Source organism: Shimia litoralis, from assembly GCF_005518135.1.
GTDB classification, from domain to species: Bacteria; Pseudomonadota; Alphaproteobacteria; order Rhodobacterales; family Rhodobacteraceae; genus Shimia_E; species Shimia_E litoralis.
On record NZ_SULI01000026.1, the window covers coordinates 20,853 to 39,340 of the forward strand.

At 54.2% G+C, this 18,488-nt stretch carries 14 protein-coding genes; 12 read left to right on the plus strand and 2 right to left on the minus strand.

Annotated features, from left to right (window positions below; all coding sequences use genetic code 11):
- Positions 1 to 12: 12 nt before the first annotated feature.
- From FAP39_RS15135 to FAP39_RS15190, 12 genes are all read left to right on the plus strand, one after another.
- Positions 13 to 1,023: an Ldh family oxidoreductase gene (locus tag FAP39_RS15135; RefSeq protein ID WP_138017227.1), complete on the plus strand. Its 1,011-nt coding sequence runs from the start codon at positions 13 to 15 to the stop codon at positions 1,021 to 1,023.
- Positions 1,024 to 1,138: 115 nt separating this feature from the next.
- Positions 1,139 to 2,959 carry a BCCT family transporter gene (locus FAP39_RS15140; protein ID WP_138017228.1) on the plus strand — a complete coding sequence of 607 codons (1,821 nt, stop codon included), beginning with the start codon at positions 1,139 to 1,141 and terminating at the stop codon, positions 2,957 to 2,959.
- A gap of 203 nt (positions 2,960 to 3,162) precedes the next feature.
- Positions 3,163 to 4,413, plus strand: a complete 1,251-nt coding sequence (locus tag FAP39_RS15145) for a sarcosine oxidase subunit beta family protein (protein ID WP_138017229.1) — start codon at positions 3,163 to 3,165, stop codon at positions 4,411 to 4,413.
- Positions 4,414 to 4,428: 15 nt separating this feature from the next.
- Complete coding sequence (locus FAP39_RS15150; protein WP_138017230.1) at positions 4,429 to 4,716, plus strand: sarcosine oxidase subunit delta; 288 nt, start codon at positions 4,429 to 4,431, stop codon at positions 4,714 to 4,716.
- Complete coding sequence (locus FAP39_RS15155) at positions 4,713 to 7,670, plus strand: sarcosine oxidase subunit alpha family protein (RefSeq protein WP_138017231.1); 2,958 nt, start codon at positions 4,713 to 4,715, stop codon at positions 7,668 to 7,670. Before FAP39_RS15150 ends, FAP39_RS15155 begins: the two co-directional genes overlap by 4 nt.
- Entirely contained in the window at positions 7,663 to 8,220 is a 558-nt protein-coding gene (locus tag FAP39_RS15160) for a sarcosine oxidase subunit gamma (RefSeq protein ID WP_246059191.1), read from the plus strand. The genes FAP39_RS15155 and FAP39_RS15160 overlap by 8 nt, the downstream gene beginning before the upstream one ends.
- Positions 8,221 to 8,336: 116 nt before the next feature.
- Complete coding sequence (locus tag FAP39_RS15165; RefSeq protein WP_138017233.1) at positions 8,337 to 9,236, plus strand: LysR family transcriptional regulator; 900 nt, start codon at positions 8,337 to 8,339, stop codon at positions 9,234 to 9,236.
- Entirely contained in the window at positions 9,233 to 10,225 is a 993-nt protein-coding gene (locus FAP39_RS15170) for a GlxA family transcriptional regulator (RefSeq protein WP_246059192.1), read from the plus strand. The genes FAP39_RS15165 and FAP39_RS15170 overlap by 4 nt, the downstream gene beginning before the upstream one ends.
- Positions 10,226 to 10,626: 401 nt before the next feature.
- Positions 10,627 to 11,601: an ABC transporter substrate-binding protein gene (locus tag FAP39_RS15175; protein WP_138017234.1), complete on the plus strand. Its 975-nt coding sequence runs from the start codon at positions 10,627 to 10,629 to the stop codon at positions 11,599 to 11,601.
- Between the two features lie 106 nt (positions 11,602 to 11,707).
- A complete protein-coding gene (locus FAP39_RS15180) occupies positions 11,708 to 12,739 on the plus strand; it encodes an ABC transporter permease (protein WP_138017235.1) in 1,032 nt (343 codons plus the stop codon).
- Between the two features lie 14 nt (positions 12,740 to 12,753).
- A complete protein-coding gene (locus FAP39_RS15185; RefSeq protein ID WP_138017236.1) occupies positions 12,754 to 13,815 on the plus strand; it encodes a quaternary amine ABC transporter ATP-binding protein in 1,062 nt (353 codons plus the stop codon).
- Positions 13,816 to 13,903: 88 nt separating this feature from the next.
- The gene (locus FAP39_RS15190; protein WP_138017237.1) at positions 13,904 to 15,070 is read left to right on the plus strand and encodes a M24 family metallopeptidase; all 1,167 of its coding nucleotides are present in this window, start codon (positions 13,904 to 13,906) and stop codon (positions 15,068 to 15,070) included.
- 38 nt (positions 15,071 to 15,108) lie between these two features.
- Here the strand turns inward: FAP39_RS15190 and FAP39_RS15195 are convergent, their stop codons facing one another.
- Both FAP39_RS15195 and FAP39_RS15200 read right to left on the minus strand, forming a co-directional pair.
- The gene (locus tag FAP39_RS15195; RefSeq protein ID WP_138017238.1) at positions 15,109 to 17,601 is read right to left on the minus strand and encodes a hybrid sensor histidine kinase/response regulator; all 2,493 of its coding nucleotides are present in this window, start codon (positions 17,599 to 17,601) and stop codon (positions 15,109 to 15,111) included.
- 110 nt (positions 17,602 to 17,711) lie between these two features.
- Positions 17,712 to 18,233 carry a putative pterin-binding protein gene (locus FAP39_RS15200; protein WP_138017239.1) on the minus strand — a complete coding sequence of 174 codons (522 nt, stop codon included), beginning with the start codon at positions 18,231 to 18,233 and terminating at the stop codon, positions 17,712 to 17,714.
- Between the last annotated feature and the right edge of the window lie 255 nt (positions 18,234 to 18,488).

An 18,488-nucleotide genomic window follows, 5' to 3' on the forward strand; every position in this document is an offset into this window, starting at 1 on the left:
CCCGAGGACAATATGATTGAAACCAAAAACCTAAGCCTTGCCGAGATCGAAGATCTGTCATTTCGGGCCCTTGTGGCCGCAGGTACTTCAGAAGAGAACGCCCGCCCGTTGGCCGTGGCCACCGCACAAACCGAAGCAGACGGGGTTGCCAGCCACGGCTTGGCATATATCCCGATCTATTGCGAACACGTCCAGTGCGGCAAAGTTGACGGCCAAGCCAAGCCCGTGATGTCGACCCCGCGCCCCGGCGTCATCAAGGTCGATGCGGCGACCGGATTCGCACATGCTGCGATTGATCTCGGTTTTGACAGCTTGATACCTCTGGCCCGTGAACAAGGTATCGCAGCCTTGGCGATTGATAACAGCTATAACTGTGGTGTGCTTGGATGCCATACCTATCGCTTGGCCCAAGCGGGTCTACTTGGAATAGGCTTTACCAACGCGCCTGCCTCGATTGCCCCGTCAGGTGGATCCAAACCTGTCGTCGGCACCAACCCTTTTTCAATCGCCGCCCCCGGTGAGGATGGCCAACCAGCCCTTTTGATTGACCAAAGCGCAAGCACGATTGCCAAATCCGAAGTCATGAAGCACGCCCGCGAGGGCAAGGCCATTCCGGTTGGATGGGCTTTGGACAGCGACGGAAACCCAACCACCGATCCCAATGTGGGTCTTAAGGGCTCAATGGCCCCATCCGGCGGATACAAAGGCGTTGGCATCGCGCTTTTCACGGAAATCATGGCCGCAGCCATGACCGGCGCCACATTGGGTATTGATGCATCGCCATTCTCTGGCACTGCAGGTGGCCCACCAAAAACCGGTCAGTTCTTTATCGCAATTGACCCGGGCCAAACCGCGCAAGGCGCGTTCGCAGCCCGTATGTCCGATCTTGTCGGGGCCATTCACGACCAAGATGGTGCCCATCTTCCAGGAGATGGACGGCAATCAAAGCGGCGCAAGTCCGCAGACCACGGCGTTGACGTCAACGTCGCAACTTTGGAGCGGATCAACGCGATTCTGCTCTGACACTTTCGTTTTCCCGACACATGTGTCGTTTCTTGACCATTATCCATCGGCCAAGAGCAACTGCACAGGTTTAAAATGGGAAGACTAAGGCAATTGTGTGAATAGGGAGGAACACATGTCTATCAAACAACCCTTTACCGATCTTCAGATCCAAAAGGCTGAAGGCGGATTTTATCACGGCAATAGCTTACCAATTGCTTTGCTCAGCAAGGGGATCATGGTTGCTCTTGTAATCTGGGCCCTCATTTGGCCAGCCAATGCGAATGGTGTTCTCGGAAGCCTGAACTGGCGTATCCTAGAAGACTTCAATTCATTCTACATTGTCATTGTCGGCTTTTTCTCATTCTTTCTGCTTGTCGTCGCGATTTTGCCGAGCACAGGAAAAAGAATTATGGGGCAAGCGGGAGAAACCCCAGAGTTCTCGAATTTCTCGTGGTTCTCAATGATGTTTGGTGCCGGTCTGGGCGTCGGCCTGATGGTGTTTGCCACCGCAGAGCCACTTGGGCTTTGGGGCTCTAACCCCGAAATCCTGGCTGGAAATGTTGTCGGAAACACCGAAGAGGCCGTTCAATCTGGTTTCCGGTACACGTTCTTGCACTATGGCTTTCACGCTTGGGCAATCTATGTGACCACAGGTTTGGCCTTGGCGTATTATGCTTATACACGCAATATGCCCCTGACAATTCGCTCTGCTCTGACTCCGCTGTTTGGCGGATTGATGAACGGCGTGCTGGGCCATATCGTTGACGTGCTGGGCGTTGTTGCGACGATCCTTGGTGTGTCCGTAACAATCGGCTTTGGTGTTTCACAGTTCATTGACGGTTTGTATGCGATCACAGGCATGAGCTGGATGATGGACATGACTGGCGATGCTCCGAAACCGGGAACAGTTGGACTTGTTGCTGGCTTGCTGGTGATCATGGGTCTGTCGATCCTGTCTGCCGTATCAGGTGTTGGGCGCGGCGTGAAATATCTGTCGAACCTAAATCTGGTTCTGTCGATCATTCTGTTGATGACCTTTGTGATCTTTGGATCGTTCATGTTCGCCATGAGCACCTATGTCTCGGCATTTGCAGATTACATCCTGCACTACATCTCGCTTAGCTTTGGCCCATATGGTCCACAGTCGGCAGCAGAATTTGCGGCCGCACTTCCTGCAGAAGCAGCCCCGTACGCGGATGCTCTCAAAGGTGGGGCAACCAATGCTTGGGGGTCGTTTGACGGCTTCAAGGGGGGCCTAGAAGGCGACGCAGCAGCGTTGGCTGATCCGGTTCTTCAGGCGGTCTATGCCGCAGGTGAGCCGCAGCGTCAGTTTGGCTGGCAGGCTGGCTGGACCACGTTCTACTGGGCTTGGTGGATTGCGTTCTCTCCATTTGTTGGATTGTTCCTTGCGCGCATCTCAAAAGGTCGCACGGTACGTGAATTCATCGTTGGCTGTGTCTTTGCACCTGCGATGGTTTGCTTTGCGTGGATGACCATCCTCGGTGGCACAGCCATTGATCTCGAACTGGCTGGCAATGCCGAAGGTGCCATCATCGGCGCTTCCAACACGGCAAAGCTGTTCGTCACTTTGGGCGAGATGATTTCGGGCGGGTTCCTGTCGGCCATCACCGTGATGTGTGTTGTGCTGATTATGACCTTCCTTGTGACCTCGGCTGACTCGGGCATTCTGGTGATGAACACCATCATGTCTGGCGGCGAGCAGGACACAGGCATCAAGCACCGTATCGTTTGGGGTGTGGTTTTGACACTGGTGATTGGGACCTTGCTGATTGCAGGGAAAACCAATGGTGGTGCAGACCCAATGGAAGCCTTGAAGAGTGCCATGATCATTGGGGCGTTGCCGTTCACGATGGTCATGGGGCTGATGTGTGTGGCGCTGACCAAAGCGCTGTATCGCGACAGCATCCGCGACAAGCATGCGGCGTCCGAGTAAGGCACCGTTGACCAACTGTTAGGTTGGTTTTCAAAATAACAATGCGCGCAAGGGTTTCCTTTGCGCGCATTTTTTTCGCTTTGAGCCATGCAAAATCCCTCCCCCCCCTGCGCACAGTTGTCCGAAATGGAGTGATGTCTGTCCGATTGCGCTCTCAGAATGGGGCGGTTCCGGATTATGTTAGGGGCGAATGGAGGAACGCGATGCGGTATTCTGGTTTCAAGGTCATCAAAGAAGCTCTGACAGGGCACAAAGGCTGGACCCCTGCGTGGCGCACCCCTGCCCCGCAGAAGAAATATGACATTGTCATCATCGGCGGCGGCGGGCACGGCTTGGCCACCGCATTTTATCTTGCAAAGAAATATCAGGAAAAAAGCATCGCCGTTCTGGAAAAGGGCTGGATCGGGGGCGGCAATGTGGGTCGAAACACCACGATTATTCGCTCGAATTATTTGTTGGACGGGAATGAACCGTTTTACGAGATGTCTCTTAAAATGTGGGAAACTCTCGAGCAGGATCTGAACTATAACGCGATGGTCAGCCAGCGCGGGATCTTGAACCTTGTTCACAGTGACGCCCAACGCGACGCCGCGCGCCGGCGCGGCAACGCCATGATCTTGAATGGATCTGATGCCGAATTGCTGGATACCGAAGGTGTGCGCAAGCTCTACCCCTTTCTGAACTTTGACAACCAGCGGTTCCCGATCAAGGGCGGCCTTTTGCATCGGCGTGGCGGCACGGTGCGCCATGACGCGGTCGCGTGGGGGTATGCGCGCGGTGCGGATCAACACGGTGTCGACATCATACAGAATTGCGAAGTCACCGGATTTCGCATCGAAAGCGGCGTGTGCAAAGGGGTCGAGACGTCGCTTGGGTTCATCGGGGCCAACAAGGTGGGCTGTGCTGTTGCCGGATCCTCTGGCCGACTTATGGCCAAAGCAGGCATGCGCCTGCCCATTGAGAGCCACGTCCTGCAGGCCTTTGTCTCAGAAGGACTCAAGCCCGTCTTGCCGGGTGTGATCACCTATGGCGCGGGACATTTTTATTGTAGCCAATCAGACAAGGGCGGCCTTGTGTTTGGCGGCGATATTGATGGCTATAATTCCTACGCCCAGCGCGGAAATCTTCCTGTCGTCGAAGATGTAATCGAAAGCGGGATGTCGTTGATCCCAGCACTTGGGCGCGTGCGGTTGTTGCGCGGTTGGGGGGGCATCATGGACATGTCAATGGATGGGTCCCCATTCATCGACAAGACCCACATTGACGGGCTCTATTTTAACGGGGGTTGGTGCTATGGCGGCTTTAAGGCCACGCCAGCGTCGGGGCTTTGTTTTGCCCATCTTCTCAGCACAGATCAGCCGCATGAGGTGGCACAGGCCTATCGCCTAGACCGCTTCCGCACAGGTCACATGATCGACGAAAAAGGTCAGGGCGCACAGCCCAACCTGCATTGATCCGGAGACATCGCAATGATCATCAACCATCCTCTTCTTGGCCCTCGGGATGCACAAGAGTTTACGTATCTAGGCGATGCATCCCTGTTGGCTCGCCCCGATTGGCAAGCCGATGACGCGGCCGATGCATTTCATGATTACCTGTATCTTCGGGACAACCCCGCGGGATTTCATCGCGAGCTTTGGTTTCACGAACAAGGCGACCGGTCGTGGCTGGTGGTCACACGCGATACCGTGACCCACGAAATTTCGAACGTAGAGCTGGCGCGCGATGTTGCTCGCGCACAAGGGGGGCGGACATGACGCAATCCAATCGGTTAGAGGGCGGTCGGATCGATCGCACCCGCACACTCAACTTTACCTTTGACAACACGCGCTACCAAGGGTTCCACGGCGACACGTTGGCCTCGGCATTGATGGCCAATGGCGTACAGCTCATGGGGCGTTCGTTTAAATATCACAGGCCACGTGGGGTGTTGACCGCCGGCTCTGAAGAACCCAACGCGCTTGTAGAACTGCGCAGCGGGGGGCGCAAAGAACCCAATACACGTGCCACAGTGGCAGAGTTGTATGAGGGCTTGTCGGCAAACTCGCAAAATCGGTGGCCGTCGCTCAAGTATGACGCCATGGCCATCAACGATCGGTTTTCAAATTTCCTAAGCGCCGGTTTCTATTACAAAACCTTTATGTGGCCCGCTGCATTCTGGGAGAAAATTTACGAGCCGATCATCCGCAAAGCTGCCGGATTGGGAAGCCTGTCTCTGGAAGACGATCCAGATGCCTATGACAAAGGCTTCTTGCATTGTGACGTTCTGATCATTGGCGCAGGCCCCGCAGGTTTGGCGGCGGCTCTGACGGCGGGGCGCGAAGGGGCACGGGTTATTCTGGCTGATGAAGATTTCGAATTAGGCGGGCGCCTGATGTCCGAGACGGCACCGCTCGATGATGCCCCTGCCCCAGATTGGGTTGCCGCGGTGAAAGCCGAACTTGAGACGCTGGACAATGTCCGCGTTTTGACACGCTGTTCTGTGATCGGGGCCTATGATCACGGCGTTTACGGCGCTGTCGAGCGCACGGCGGACCACGTCGCGTCGCCCCAACAAGACAAACCTCGCCAGATTTTTTGGCGAATATATTCCAAACGTGCGATCCTGTGCGCTGGTGCCATTGAACGCCCGATTGCGTTTGAAAACAATGACCGTCCGGGAATTTTGATGGCAGGGGCAACCCGCAGCTACGTAAACCGCTGGGCGGTCACACCGGGACAAACGGTATCAGTCTTTACCAACAACGATGATGGCCACCGCACGGCGCACGATCTCTTGGCCCGCGGGGTGTCTATTGCAGCCGTCATCGACACCCGTCCTGATGCGCCTGAGATCGCGGGGATGGACATGTTGCGTGGTGCACAGGTCATCGACAGCAAGGGGCGTTTGGGGCTGAAATCCGTGAAAGTGCGCACATCCGATGGTGATGTCCGCGATGTCACTTGCGATGCCTTGGCTGTGTCGGGCGGATGGAACCCGAATGTGCATATGACGTGCCATCAACGTGGGCGTCCCCAGTGGAACCCGACCCTTGCGGCCTTTGTACCCGATGATAACCTGCCGCCGGGCATGGTGGTCGCCGGCGCTGCCAACGGCGCATTTTCGACCGCTGCTGCCCTTGATCAGGGCGCATCAGCTGCCGTCACATCCCTGCAAGATATCGGGATCACAGCCCGCCGCGCTGACCTTCCTACAGCAGAAGACGCCCCCATCGCGCTATCCCCATTTTGGTATGTCACCGAGGGCAAGGGACGCGCGTGGCTTGATCAGCAAAACGACGTCACGGTCAAAGACGTCAAGCTTGCCCATCAGGAAGGGTTTCAATCTGTCGAACATCTCAAGCGATACACCACGCTTGGCATGGCCACGGACCAAGGCAAAACCAGCAATATGGGTGGGCTGGCGATCATGGCCGAACTGGCGGGAAAATCGATCCCCGAAGTTGGCACCACAATGTTCCGCCCGCCGTATACCCCTGTCTCGATGGGGGCTTTGGCGGGGCGCTCTGTTGGGATGGAGTTTCATCCAACCCGCAAAACGCCCAGCCATACATGGGCCCAAGAACAAGGGGCTGTTTTTGTAGAGGTCGGCAACTGGTTGCGGGCACAATGGTTCCCGCAGCCCGGCGAAACCCATTGGCGACAATCCGTCGACCGCGAAGTTCTGGGCACACGAAACTCTGTTGGCGTCTGTGACGTCACCACCTTGGGCAAGATCGACGTGCAAGGCGCGGATGCCGCCGAGTTCCTGAACAAGATATACGCCAACGCTTTTGGCAAACTGCCCGTGGGCAAGGTGCGGTATGGTCTGATGCTGCGTGAAGATGGCATCGCCTATGATGACGGCACGGCCGCGCGGCTGGCAGAGGATCACTTTGTGGTCACGACCACCACGGCCAACGCGGTGCTGGTCTATCGCAACATGGAATTTGCGCGCCAATGTCTGTGGCCCGATTTGGATGTACAGTTGATTTCCACCACCGAAGCATGGGCGCAATACGCCGTTGCAGGGCCAAACGCCCGCAAGCTGTTGCAGAAAATCGTCGATCCGGAATACGACATTTCCAACGAGGCCTTCCCCTTTATGGCCTGTGGCGACATCACCGTATGCGGTGGATGCCGTGCCCGATTGTTCCGCATCTCGTTCTCGGGCGAATTGGCCTATGAAATTGCAGTGCCCACCCGATATGGCGATGCCTTAATGCGCCAACTGATGCAGGCGGGCCAAGAATTTGACGCCGTGCCTTATGGCACAGAGGCTCTTGGCGTGATGCGCATCGAAAAAGGCCATGCTGCGGGCAACGAATTGAACGGAACAACATCGGCGTTGAACCTTGGTCTGGGCCGTATGGTCAGCAAAAAGAAAGACAGCATCGGCAGCACGCTGAGCGAACGTGCCGGGATGAACCAACCCGACGCGCTGATCTTGGTTGGCCTTCAGCCGCTTGATACAAAACAACAAGTGTTGGCTGGCGCACACTTGATGGCGCAATCAGGGGATATCAATGCCGCCTCTGATCAAGGGTATATTACCTCTGCGGCCTTCTCGCCGACGCTTAACAGCTCCATTGGGCTTGGTTTTCTCAAGGGCGGCGCCGAACGCCAGGGAGAAATCCTGCGCGCCGTAAACCCGCTTGAGGTAGGGACGATCGACGTCAAAGTTGTAAGCCCGCATTTTGTAGACCCAGAGGGGGATCGTCTTCGTGCATAATCTCAATCCCATTACGCCACTGGGTGGCGACACGTGCCGGATACATGACTTTGACGGTCTCAAGATCGTCGAACAGACCAACTTTGCCTTGGCTTCGGTGGCTCTGCGGCACAATCACTCGCCCGCCGCCATCCAAGCGTTTCTCGACACCTCGCTGCCCACGCCGGGGAAATGGGTTGCGCACGCGCACCTAAACGCCATGTGGATCGGACCGGATCAATGGTTGGTGCAAGCGCCCTATGACACACATGAATTGCTGGCCACACAGATCAAGATGGCTGTTGGTGACAGCGCCAGCGTCACCGAGCAAACCGATGGCTGGTGCCAGTTTGAAGTGTCTGGATCACGCTGTGCCGATGTCTTTGAGAGACTTTGCAACATTGATATTCGCGCCATGTCGCGAGGGGATGTGACGCGCACCTTGCTGCACCACCTCGGATGTTTCGTAAGATGCGAAAACACAAGTGATCGGTTTTGCGTGATTGGACCTCGGTCTTCGGCAGAGTCATTGCTGCACGCGCTGATCGCTTCGGCAAAGTCCGTGATTTAGCTCCAGCCCCCCCACGTTGGAGGCCGCCGAGCCAGTTCAGTTTCCAGCCAATGCTGGACTCACCGCCTATTTTCAGCTATTATTAAGTTATTGAAGTTTGTTTCAGGAATGCTGAAGTGGCCGTCAAAATTGAAATGCTACGTTGCTTTGTGACGGTCGCCAAAACAGGCGCGCTAGCCGAGGCTGCGGTGATCTTGGGCCGCACCCCCTCAGCGCTTTCAATGACACTCAAGCAATTTGAAGAGCTTCTGGGGGAACCGCTTTTTGAAACGGATCGAAAGTCAAAACTGACTGCGCTGGGGCTTTTTACTTTTGAACAGGCCTCGCGTGAGCTCAAACAGTTCGATGCGACCATTCAGGCCATCGAGAATTTTGCATCCTCCAAGCAAGGCACGGTTCGTATCGCCGCTGTACCCTCTTTCACCGGCACCATTTTGCCCAAGGCAATTTCGCAGTTTTTCGAGGAACACCCCGACGTAAAAATCGAACTTCGCGACATGGATTCCGCCTCGGTCCTGAACGAGGTCACCAAAGAAAATGCGGATATTGGCATCGCTTCGGCGGCAGGTCATCCCAACACATTGGTCAAGCGCCATTTGTTGTCTGATGCGCTTGGTGTCGTGTGCCGCGTCGACACACGAATGGCCCAAACCGCCGGCCCAGTAGATTGGGACGAAATCTCCCAAGAACGCCTGATTGCCAATAGCCTGTCTGGCCGCATCAACGATCCGACAAGTTTGGCATTGCATGACCGTGCCGCGTTAACGGCGCACAACAACACATCTTTAGTGGCTATGGTCCGATCTGGATTGGGAATTACCATCTTGCCCGAAACAGCCATCAAGATGCTCGGCCTTGACGACATCGTTTTCAGGCCCCTCGCCGACTCGTCCATTCGACGCAGCCTGCAAATTTTGCGCAAGAACAATCGCCCCAATTCGCCCGCCGCTGGAAAGCTGGAAGAGAGGATTTTTCAGACCGTCGCCGCCCTTGGCCATAAGGTGCCGCAGCCGTGACCCAAACTCTAGGATTTTTGATTTTCCCAGGTTTCCCAATGGCATGCCTGACCTCGGCAATAGAGCCGTTGCGCGCAGCCAATGAAATCGCCAACCAAGAGGTGTTTCGGTGGCGCCTGATTGCTGAAACTAACGCGCCAGTGCGATCATCGTCTGGCGTGATGTTTTCGCCTGACGATTCCATCGAGACGCCGCATGCGTTGACACACCTCTTTTTAATTTCTGGGCCAGACGCCAAATTTGCCAACCCGAGCAAGGGCAATGGCGTGCTGCGCTGGCTTGATCGGACCGGCGTGATATTGGGCGGGTTTTCCGGTGGCATTTTTCCACTTGCCCGAAGTGGTGTTCTGACCGGCCACTCTGTTGCGGCGCATTGGTGCTATGACGAGGCCTTCAAAGTCGAGTTTCCGGATATTGTGACAACAGGCGACGTCATCAACCGCGATCGTCGCCGCATGACCGTCGCAGGAGGCAGTGCCGTCTTTGATCTGATGCTGGGCTTGATCGAAGAACACCTTGACGCGAGCATCATGACCGAGGTCGCCTGTTGGTTCCAGCACCCGTTTGTCCGCAGCCCGGATGTGCAACAAAAGCGCCCAACGATCGGGTCGGACACAACCGAAGATTCACTTTCCAAACCCGTGGCTCAAGCCATTCAAATGTTTGCCGAACACATCGAGGACCCTATTCTTATCTCGGACGTCGCGACTGCGATCAATGTCTCTCCTCGTAATCTCGAGCGCCTCTTCAAACGAGACACCGGGGAAAGCCCGCTCAAGTATTATCGTACATTACGATTGGAAAAAGCGCGGCAAATGGTGCGATATTCAAACGAGTCCATTATGCAAATTGCACTGGCGACGGGATATTTTTCGTCGTCGTCCCTGACACGACATTATCGTAGACAGTTTGGCCTTGCCCCCAGCGAGGAACGTTTCGAGAGAAACGCCTTTCGAGTTAGCGAGAGTGCCGGGCCTCCACCAACCTAGTTCGAGATGAACGCCACGCGGCGCACCTTAAATTTATAATTTTGAAATCTATGAACTGCGAACCAAGACTGGCTTCGGACTCAAATTTTTCTGAATCGGACTTCAGAAATTCTCCTTCGCGAATCGGTAAGTTCCAGTTCAAAGAGTCTCGAGACATCTGCCCGAATACGTCCTGAGCAGGCCAATATCAAACTGGCTAACACCCAAACACTACCTTAAGTTGATTGCTCCACTTCACATTAACGCGCTCCTCTCAAAAACGTGAATTATAACTTATTTTCTGCGAAAAATATTTGTATGCAAGCCCACTGTCGACTACGCTTACAGCAGTTCAACTGCAAGAATTGGCAGAGTTTTCTTTGCTAATTTGGATGCGGGACATAAAAAACAGGGAGAACACAATGTCTAAAATCTTAAAAACAGTGGCCGGAATTGCCACCGGCGCGATGCTGACAACAGCGGGTGCAGCATCTGCCGAGTGCGGCAAAGTTTCTATCACAGAGATGAACTGGGCCTCGTCTCAAATCATCACCGAAGTTTCCAAATTCCTAATGGAACAAGGGTACGGCTGTACAGTTGAAAAGGTCCCTTCGGCGACCACAACATCAGTCGCATCGCTGGCTGAAAACGGCGAGCCTGACATCGTGACCGAGCTGTGGCTCAACTCGACAGGCGACGTTTATGCCAAGCTGGAAGCCGACGGCAAAGTCGAGCGCATGGCAGAGGTCTTTAATCCAGGTGGCGTCGAAGGCTGGTGGATTCCGACATACCTTGCTGAAGCACATCCAGAGCTGACAACCATCGAAGGCGTCATGGCCAACCCTGACCTTGTTGGTGGACGTTTCAACAACTGCCCAGACGGATGGGGCTGCCGTATCGTCAACGACAACATCATCACGGCCCTGAACTTGCGCGGCAGCATGGACGTGTTTGACCACGGATCGGGCGAGACACTGGGAACATCCATTGCCTCTGCATACGAGAACAAGGAGCCATGGTTCGGCTATTATTGGGCACCAACTGCGGTTTTGGGCAAATACCCGATGACCCAAGTGAAAATTGCGGACGTTGATCCTGCAATTCACTCACGGAACAATGAAAAAGACTCTGCGAACCCCGGTGTTTCCGATTTCCCACCCGCCCCAGTGTTGACAGTTGCGACCACCGACTTAGCCGCGCGCGAGCCTGATGTTGCCGCTTTGATGCGTAACGTCAGCTTTGAAATCAATCTGTTGAACAGCGTGCTTGCATGGCAGGACAACAACAGCGCTTCTGCAGAAGAAGCTGCGGTTTACTTCCTGACAAACCATTCTGACGTTTGGTCTCAGTGGGTCAACGATGACGCCAAAGCAAAACTGGCTGCATTCATCAAATAATTGGATCAGAACCGCGCGCTTTGCCGCGCGGTTTTTTTGATCGGCACCAACAAAGACTCTGGGCGGTGCTTGGCCGGCCGGAGTGTACTGGGGAGGTATTGACGACATGGCGACGTATGACTTTATTTTTAACGGGCTTGGCCTGCGGGACTGGTGTGATGCCGGCAAGACAGGAGACGGCCCGCTATCCATGGCCGATCTGCTGGCCAAAGGCGGCTCTGGCGAAGACCCATCAATCTGGTCACTTCCGTTCCCATCGCTTGATGCGCTCAATGATGCTTGCGCAAAGTTCCCCCAATCTCGCGACCTGACAAAAGGCGTCGAAGACGGCTTTTTAGCCATGAAAGACATGCTTCGGGTTGTGCTCGATCCATTGACACAGCCCTTGAGCTGGCTTTTGGATGGCACGCTGACCCTGTTCGAGGCGACCCCATGGTGGATCATGTTCCCGATCCTGATGCTGATTGTCTACTTCGCATCCAAGTCACTGAAACTAGTCGCTTTCGTGACCGCATGTCTGTCGTTCCTCGCTTTTGTCGACCTCTATCAACACGCAACACAAACCTTGGCCATCATCTTTGTCTGCGCCTTTTTATGTGTCCTCTTCGGGGTTCCGATCGGCATCGCAATGTCTCGCAATGATCGACTGCAGCGCGCCACAATCCCCGTGCTGGATATGCTGCAAACGCTCCCGCCATTTGTGTATCTAATTCCGCTTATCTTTTTGTTCTCGGTCACTGAGCCCAAACTCTATGGTATCGCGATCATTCTTTATGCGATTGTGCCCGTGATCCGGCTCACGGATCTGGGCATTCGACTTGTCGACAAAGACGTTATTGAGGCCGCCGATTCCTTTGGTATGACAGATCGCCAAAAGCTCTTTGATGTTCAGATCCCGCTGGCCCTGCCCAACATCATGGCGGGCATCAACCAGACCATTATGATGAGCTTGGCCATGGTGGTGATCGCATCTTTGGTCTCGGCGCCGGGTCTTGGCGTTCTCGTCCTGCGCGGCATTCGGAACCTTGAACTGGGTGTCGGGCTTGTCTCCGGCCTTGGCATTGTTCTGCTGGCCATTATTCTCGACCGCGTCACCAAGGCAGCCCTTGATCGCGTCAACGCAGCGCAAAAGCATTAAGTGAGGGCAGAACTTTGACCGATAAGATCAAGATTTCGATCCGTAATCTGTACAAGATTTTCGGAGCACGACCAGAAGCCGCCCTCGAGCACGTTCTATCCGGAACAAGCAAAGCCGATTTGCTGGGTCAGCATCAACATGTCCTTGGCCTCAAGGACATCAATGTAGACATGCGCGAAGGTGAAATCACCGTCATCATGGGCTTGTCCGGATCGGGCAAATCCACATTGATCCGCCATCTCAACCGTCTGATCGAGCCCACCTCGGGAGAGGTGGAGGTCGATGGTGAAAACGTGTTGACCTATGGCGAAGAGCAACTGAGAAACCTGCGGCGCGAAGTCATGTCTATGGTGTTTCAGAAGTTCGCGTTGCTTCCGCATCGCACAGTTGCCGAAAATGCGGGCACCACCTTGGATGTGCGTGGCGTTGCAAAACGTGACTACCTGATTGAGGCCGATAAATGGCTGGATCGTGTGGGTCTGCACGGCTTTGGCGACCACTATCCGCATCAATTGTCCGGCGGTATGCAACAACGTGTCGGTATTGCCCGCGCGTTGACATCAAATTCGCCGATCATGTTGATGGACGAAGCATTTTCTGCACTTGACCCGCTCATCCGGACTGACATGCAGGACCTGTTGCTTGAGCTGCAGACCGAGTTGCACAAAACCATCGTGTTCATCACGCACGACCTCGACGAGGCGCTCAAGCTGGCGGATCATCTGGTCATTCTAAAAGACGGATACGTTGTGCAGCAAGGCGAACCACAGCACATATTGCTCAATCCGAATGACCCCTACATCGAAGATTTCGTGAGCGATATCAACCGTGCGCGGGTCTTGAGGGTGCGCTCGATTATGACGCCTCTCAATGGAAATCCGGTCCCAACAAATACCCAAGGCGAAGTCGGTCACGACGAAACTTTGGAAAGCTTGATTGCGCGCTCGGGTGGCGAAATCACGCATTCATTTGTCGTGACGCAAGACGGCACTCCGGTGGGCACCCTTGACATGACAAGCCTTGTCAAAGCCCTGGTGCCACGCACCGCCTCGGAAGATAGCGCACGTCAGTATTAGACCCCTTAAGATTGGGCGCCGGTCGAGAGACCTGCGCCCTTTTCTGGTATGATCTGCCCAAACTGTTAGCGACGAAAAGGATCAGCCGATGATGAATGCTCCGGCACGCGGGTTCACCGCAGAGGAATTTCAAGCGCGCACCCAACGTGCGCAGGCTTTGATGGCGGCACAAAGTCTCGCGGGCATTTTGCTCACCACAGAACCAGAGCTTGCATACTTTAGCGGTTTTCAGACCCTGTTTTGGCAAAGCCCGACCCGCCCGTGGTTCATGTTTATTCCCGCATCAGGCAAACCCATTGCAATCATTCCCGAGATCGGCGCGGAATTGATGCGCCACAGTTGGCTTGATGACATCCGCACATGGAGCGCCCCCGCCCCGTCAGATGATGGCATTAGTCTTTTGACCGATTTGCTTTTGCCTTTTGCGACACGGGGCCAAAAGATCGGCATGATGAAAGGGCATGAAACGTATTTGCGCATGCCCTTAGGGGATTGGGAACGTCTTATCAGCGCGCTTCCCGATCTTGAGATTGAAGATGCCACAGGTCTGGTTCAAGGGTTGCGCATGGTCAAATCCGACGCCGAGATCGAAAAGATTGCGCATATATGTGCTGTCGGATCCGCGGCATTTTCCGCCGTGCCATCTTTCATTCACCAAGGTCAGCCCCTCGAGGAGGTCTTTCGCGAGTTTCGGCGGACCGCTATCGGGCTTGGAGCAGACAACACCCCGTATTTGGTCGGAGCAGCCGATCAAGGTGGATACGCAGATGTCATTTCACCTCCGACCACCCGCCCCTTGCGCGCGGGCGATGTTCTGATGCTGGATACGGGATGTATTTGGGACGGATATTATTGTGATTTTGACCGGAACTGGGCAATCGGGCACGCAGATGACGCCGCGCGGCGCGCATATGACGTGTTGTGGCGCGCCACACAGGCCGGGATTGAAGCTGCGCGTCCGGGCAACACCTGCCGAGATCTGTTTACGACCATGTCAAAAGTCATCTCTGAGATCGATCCATCAGGCGGAGATATCGGCCGTTTGGGGCACGGTTTGGGGCTACAACTGACGGAACAACCAAGTCATGCTGCCTTTGACAATACGGTTCTCAAAGAAAACATGGTCCTCACCATTGAACCGTCTTTATCTTACGGAGATGGGCACATGATGGTTCACGAAGAAAACATCGTCGTGCGACCCAGCGGTGGGCATTTATTGACCAAACGCGCTGAGGCTGAGCTTCCTGTCGTCTAGCAAGGGGAACTTGTTACAACCCTGTTCCGAACTTTTAGTCACGCGCCAGACTGGTCAGTCTGCTGATACTCTCTGTGTGTATTTTTCCAGACATCTTGCAGGGCCGCAAAGTCGGCTTGGGCTGCCTCTAAGACGCCAGCGTTGAGCCCCTGTTCGAAGAGCGTAAGTTTTGTTTGCAGTTCCGTTGCGCCAAAAATTGCTGAAGACCCGGCCAGCGCATGGACTTTTGCAATCAAAGCCTCAACCTCTTTACCTGTCTTTAACTCTCCGCATGTCTCAAGCGTTTCATTGGCTTCGGTAAAAAAGCGCTCAAGATTTTTTTGGAAAACAGGTGCCCCCAGCAAGTTCTGAAGCTGGTCGATGACCTCGTGATCCAGCAAGAGTTTGTCGTTGCCCTTCCTGAGCAGTCTTTCAGATGACCCAATATCCGAAAGCACCTGTTCCAAGTCCGCGAGCGACGCCGGTTTGGTTAGCACACGTGTCATCCCAACTGCCAGAAACTGTTCCTGTTCTTCGGCAAGAGCGTGCGCCGTCAACCCAATGATTGGGGCACCTTGCGACGCCGTATCAGATTGGCGGATCAATTCTGTGGCCTTGACGCCATCCATGACCGGCATGCTCACGTCCATAAAGATGACGTCAAAAGAAATTTTTCTGGCTTGTTCGACTCCCAACTTGCCATTTTGAGCCTGACTAACCGAATGACCAAAGCTCTCTAAGGCTTCTTTCAATACAAAGCTATTAATTGGATTATCCTCGACCGTCAGTATCGACAAAGGACGATGTCCATTGGGCAGTTGGGGGCGCGCCGCAGGCGTGGATGTTTTTGATACCACCGGCAGTTCAGCCGCAGACAGAGGGACCTTAACCCAAAACGACGATCCTACCCCCGCTTTACTGGTCACCCCTATTTCGCCACCAAGCGCTGTCGCCATACGCTGGCTAATTCCTAACCCCAAACCGGTGCCCTCGCTTCTTCTGGCATAGCCTGTATCAAGCGTCACGAAATCTTCGAAAATCCGATCCAACTGATCGTCCGGAATGCCGATACCAGTGTCCGTAATTCTAAATTCGTGTAAGCGCGTATCCGTCGCTGACTGGGAAACCCGAACATCGATTTGGCCATTTTCGGTAAATTTTATCGCGTTCCCAACCAAGTTGAGCAAAACCTGACGCAAACGAAAGCCATCTCCGATCACCCAACTTTCGGGAGCAATATCTATCTGACAATGCAGCGTATTTGAGCGAATCTCGGCTAAAGCTTCGTTACTTGACAGAACCTCTTTGATTAGCGCCTCCGGCTGAAACACATCACTGTGAATTTCCAGCTTTCCGGCTTCGGCTTTGGAAATATCCAGAACGTCATTCACATGCCGTAACAGAACATTTCCGGACACCTTCGCTAGATCGACATACTGTCGCTGTGTGTCAGTCAAGTCCGTTGCTGACAGCAAATCCAATGTGCCCATAACACCATTGATAGGCGTGCGCATCTCGTGGCTCATAACTGCCAAAAATGAGGATTTGGCATTATCCGCCGCAAGGGCATCTTCTAGGGCCTGCGTTAGTTTGTTTTGTGTTTCGATCCGATCCGTAATGTCCCGAATAAACGATACAAAAATTGGACCGTTCGGTCCGGCAGCTTGCGCGATCGAAACCTCGACCGGGAACTCGTGGCCATCTTTGTGCAAGGCGCCCAATTGCACCAGACCTTGGCCAATCACGCGTTTTTCTCCCGTATCAAGAAACCGCTTCATGCCCGCAAGATGCGCTTCGCGATATTTCTCGGGAACAATCAACTCCACAAGCGGTCGACCAATTGCTTCACGCAAATCATAACCAAAAATATTCTCGGCTGCCCCACTATAGTCAATCACAACCCCGGCTGCATCAGCCACGATAACCGCATCCAACGACACGCCCACCGTGGACTCAAGGCGCGCTGTCGTGCGCCGTCGCTCCAAGCTTTCTCGATGTGCCACAGAAAATTGATGGAACAGGAACGCAAGCGCCGTTCCAAGCGCAACGATCATCACGACCGTCAGCACGCTAAATGTGGTAAGCAATGCCGACAGAACTGATCTCTGGCGTGCTGACCTTTCAGAGAATATCCGAATGCCCTTGATCGCTATCGCGCGCGCTTGGGGCCGCATTTCCCGTGCCGCATCTGAAAAATACGGCAACGCCTCAACAAGATCCGCATCGTTCCCGTCGATGATTGCAACAGACCCATCGAGGAGCCTCATTATTTCTTCAAGTCCTAAGGATATCTCGGGATCAGCGCGCATCTCGGAAAATTCGGCGCCTGTCTGCAACGTGACAACTCGGCTATAGAGCACGTTAAACCGCTGCCTTACATCCGCGAGTTTTGAGATGTCTGTATTGTGAATGCGGGCCGTGTTCACCGCACGATCCAAGACCAACAGTTCGACCTCAAGCTGGGTCAACGTCCACTGTACATTGTCAACGGATGCCGTCCGCAGTTCTTGGAGCTGGTCATTTACGCGACTGCCAACGCCGATCAGCGTCAACGCTCCAATCGCAATTGCCAAAACCAGCGGAATTGTACGATATTTGCTAAATGCTTGCAGGGCTAGGTTCCGAAAAATAGTCTACTCCCCGATAGCATAGGCGCATTCCGTTAAGGTTGCACAACTATCTGCGTTAGCTGCCAGATGCTGCGCGAGTATATGACCTCGTTCTGGTATTCGGTTTTTTGGTCGTAGGGGTAAACAATCCACAGTGGGCCTTTTTCCCGTACGCTCATAGTGGACCCATTGATCTTATAGGCCACAATCGGCCCACCCGGAACGGCATCGGAAATGGGAATTTCAATGGCATAATCATTCGCCGCAATCGCCGTTAGCGTTGTGCCCCGTGCCCCCAGTTCTTCAATCAGAACCGACAGCTCGACGCCCGAAAAGGTTTGAACGCCGTCCGTCCAAATTGTTGTGGTGCTGAATTCAGTCACTGGCAGCGCCTCAAGCATCTCGAAATCCACTTCAAGTAGACCAGATGCTTCGGCATCCCCGACTAGGCCTGTAATAGTCAAAACAGGACCGTTCCGTGAGTTGTGTGCTTCAGAGAAGCCGGCGCCACCAGTGAAAGTAAACACGACCGCTGCAATCACGCGCAGCATAGGAAAAGAAACATTGAGCATCATAATCTGACTTTCCCTTGTAGAATCCGCCGTGGCAAGCAACAGATCCAGCGTCGTTGTGGAATCACCATATCTGATAACCGCGGCGGTGCATTATATCCAAAAGGATAGGTCTGCGGGTAAATGTATAGAAACCATAGCCCCAAAAGCTTCTGACTGGACATATGGCTGTGCTAGACTGAGAGCATGTACTGTGTTTGAAGTGGTCCTGCTTTTTAGGACAGGTTTGCGGCTTGGCTAAGATGCATCTGGTTTATG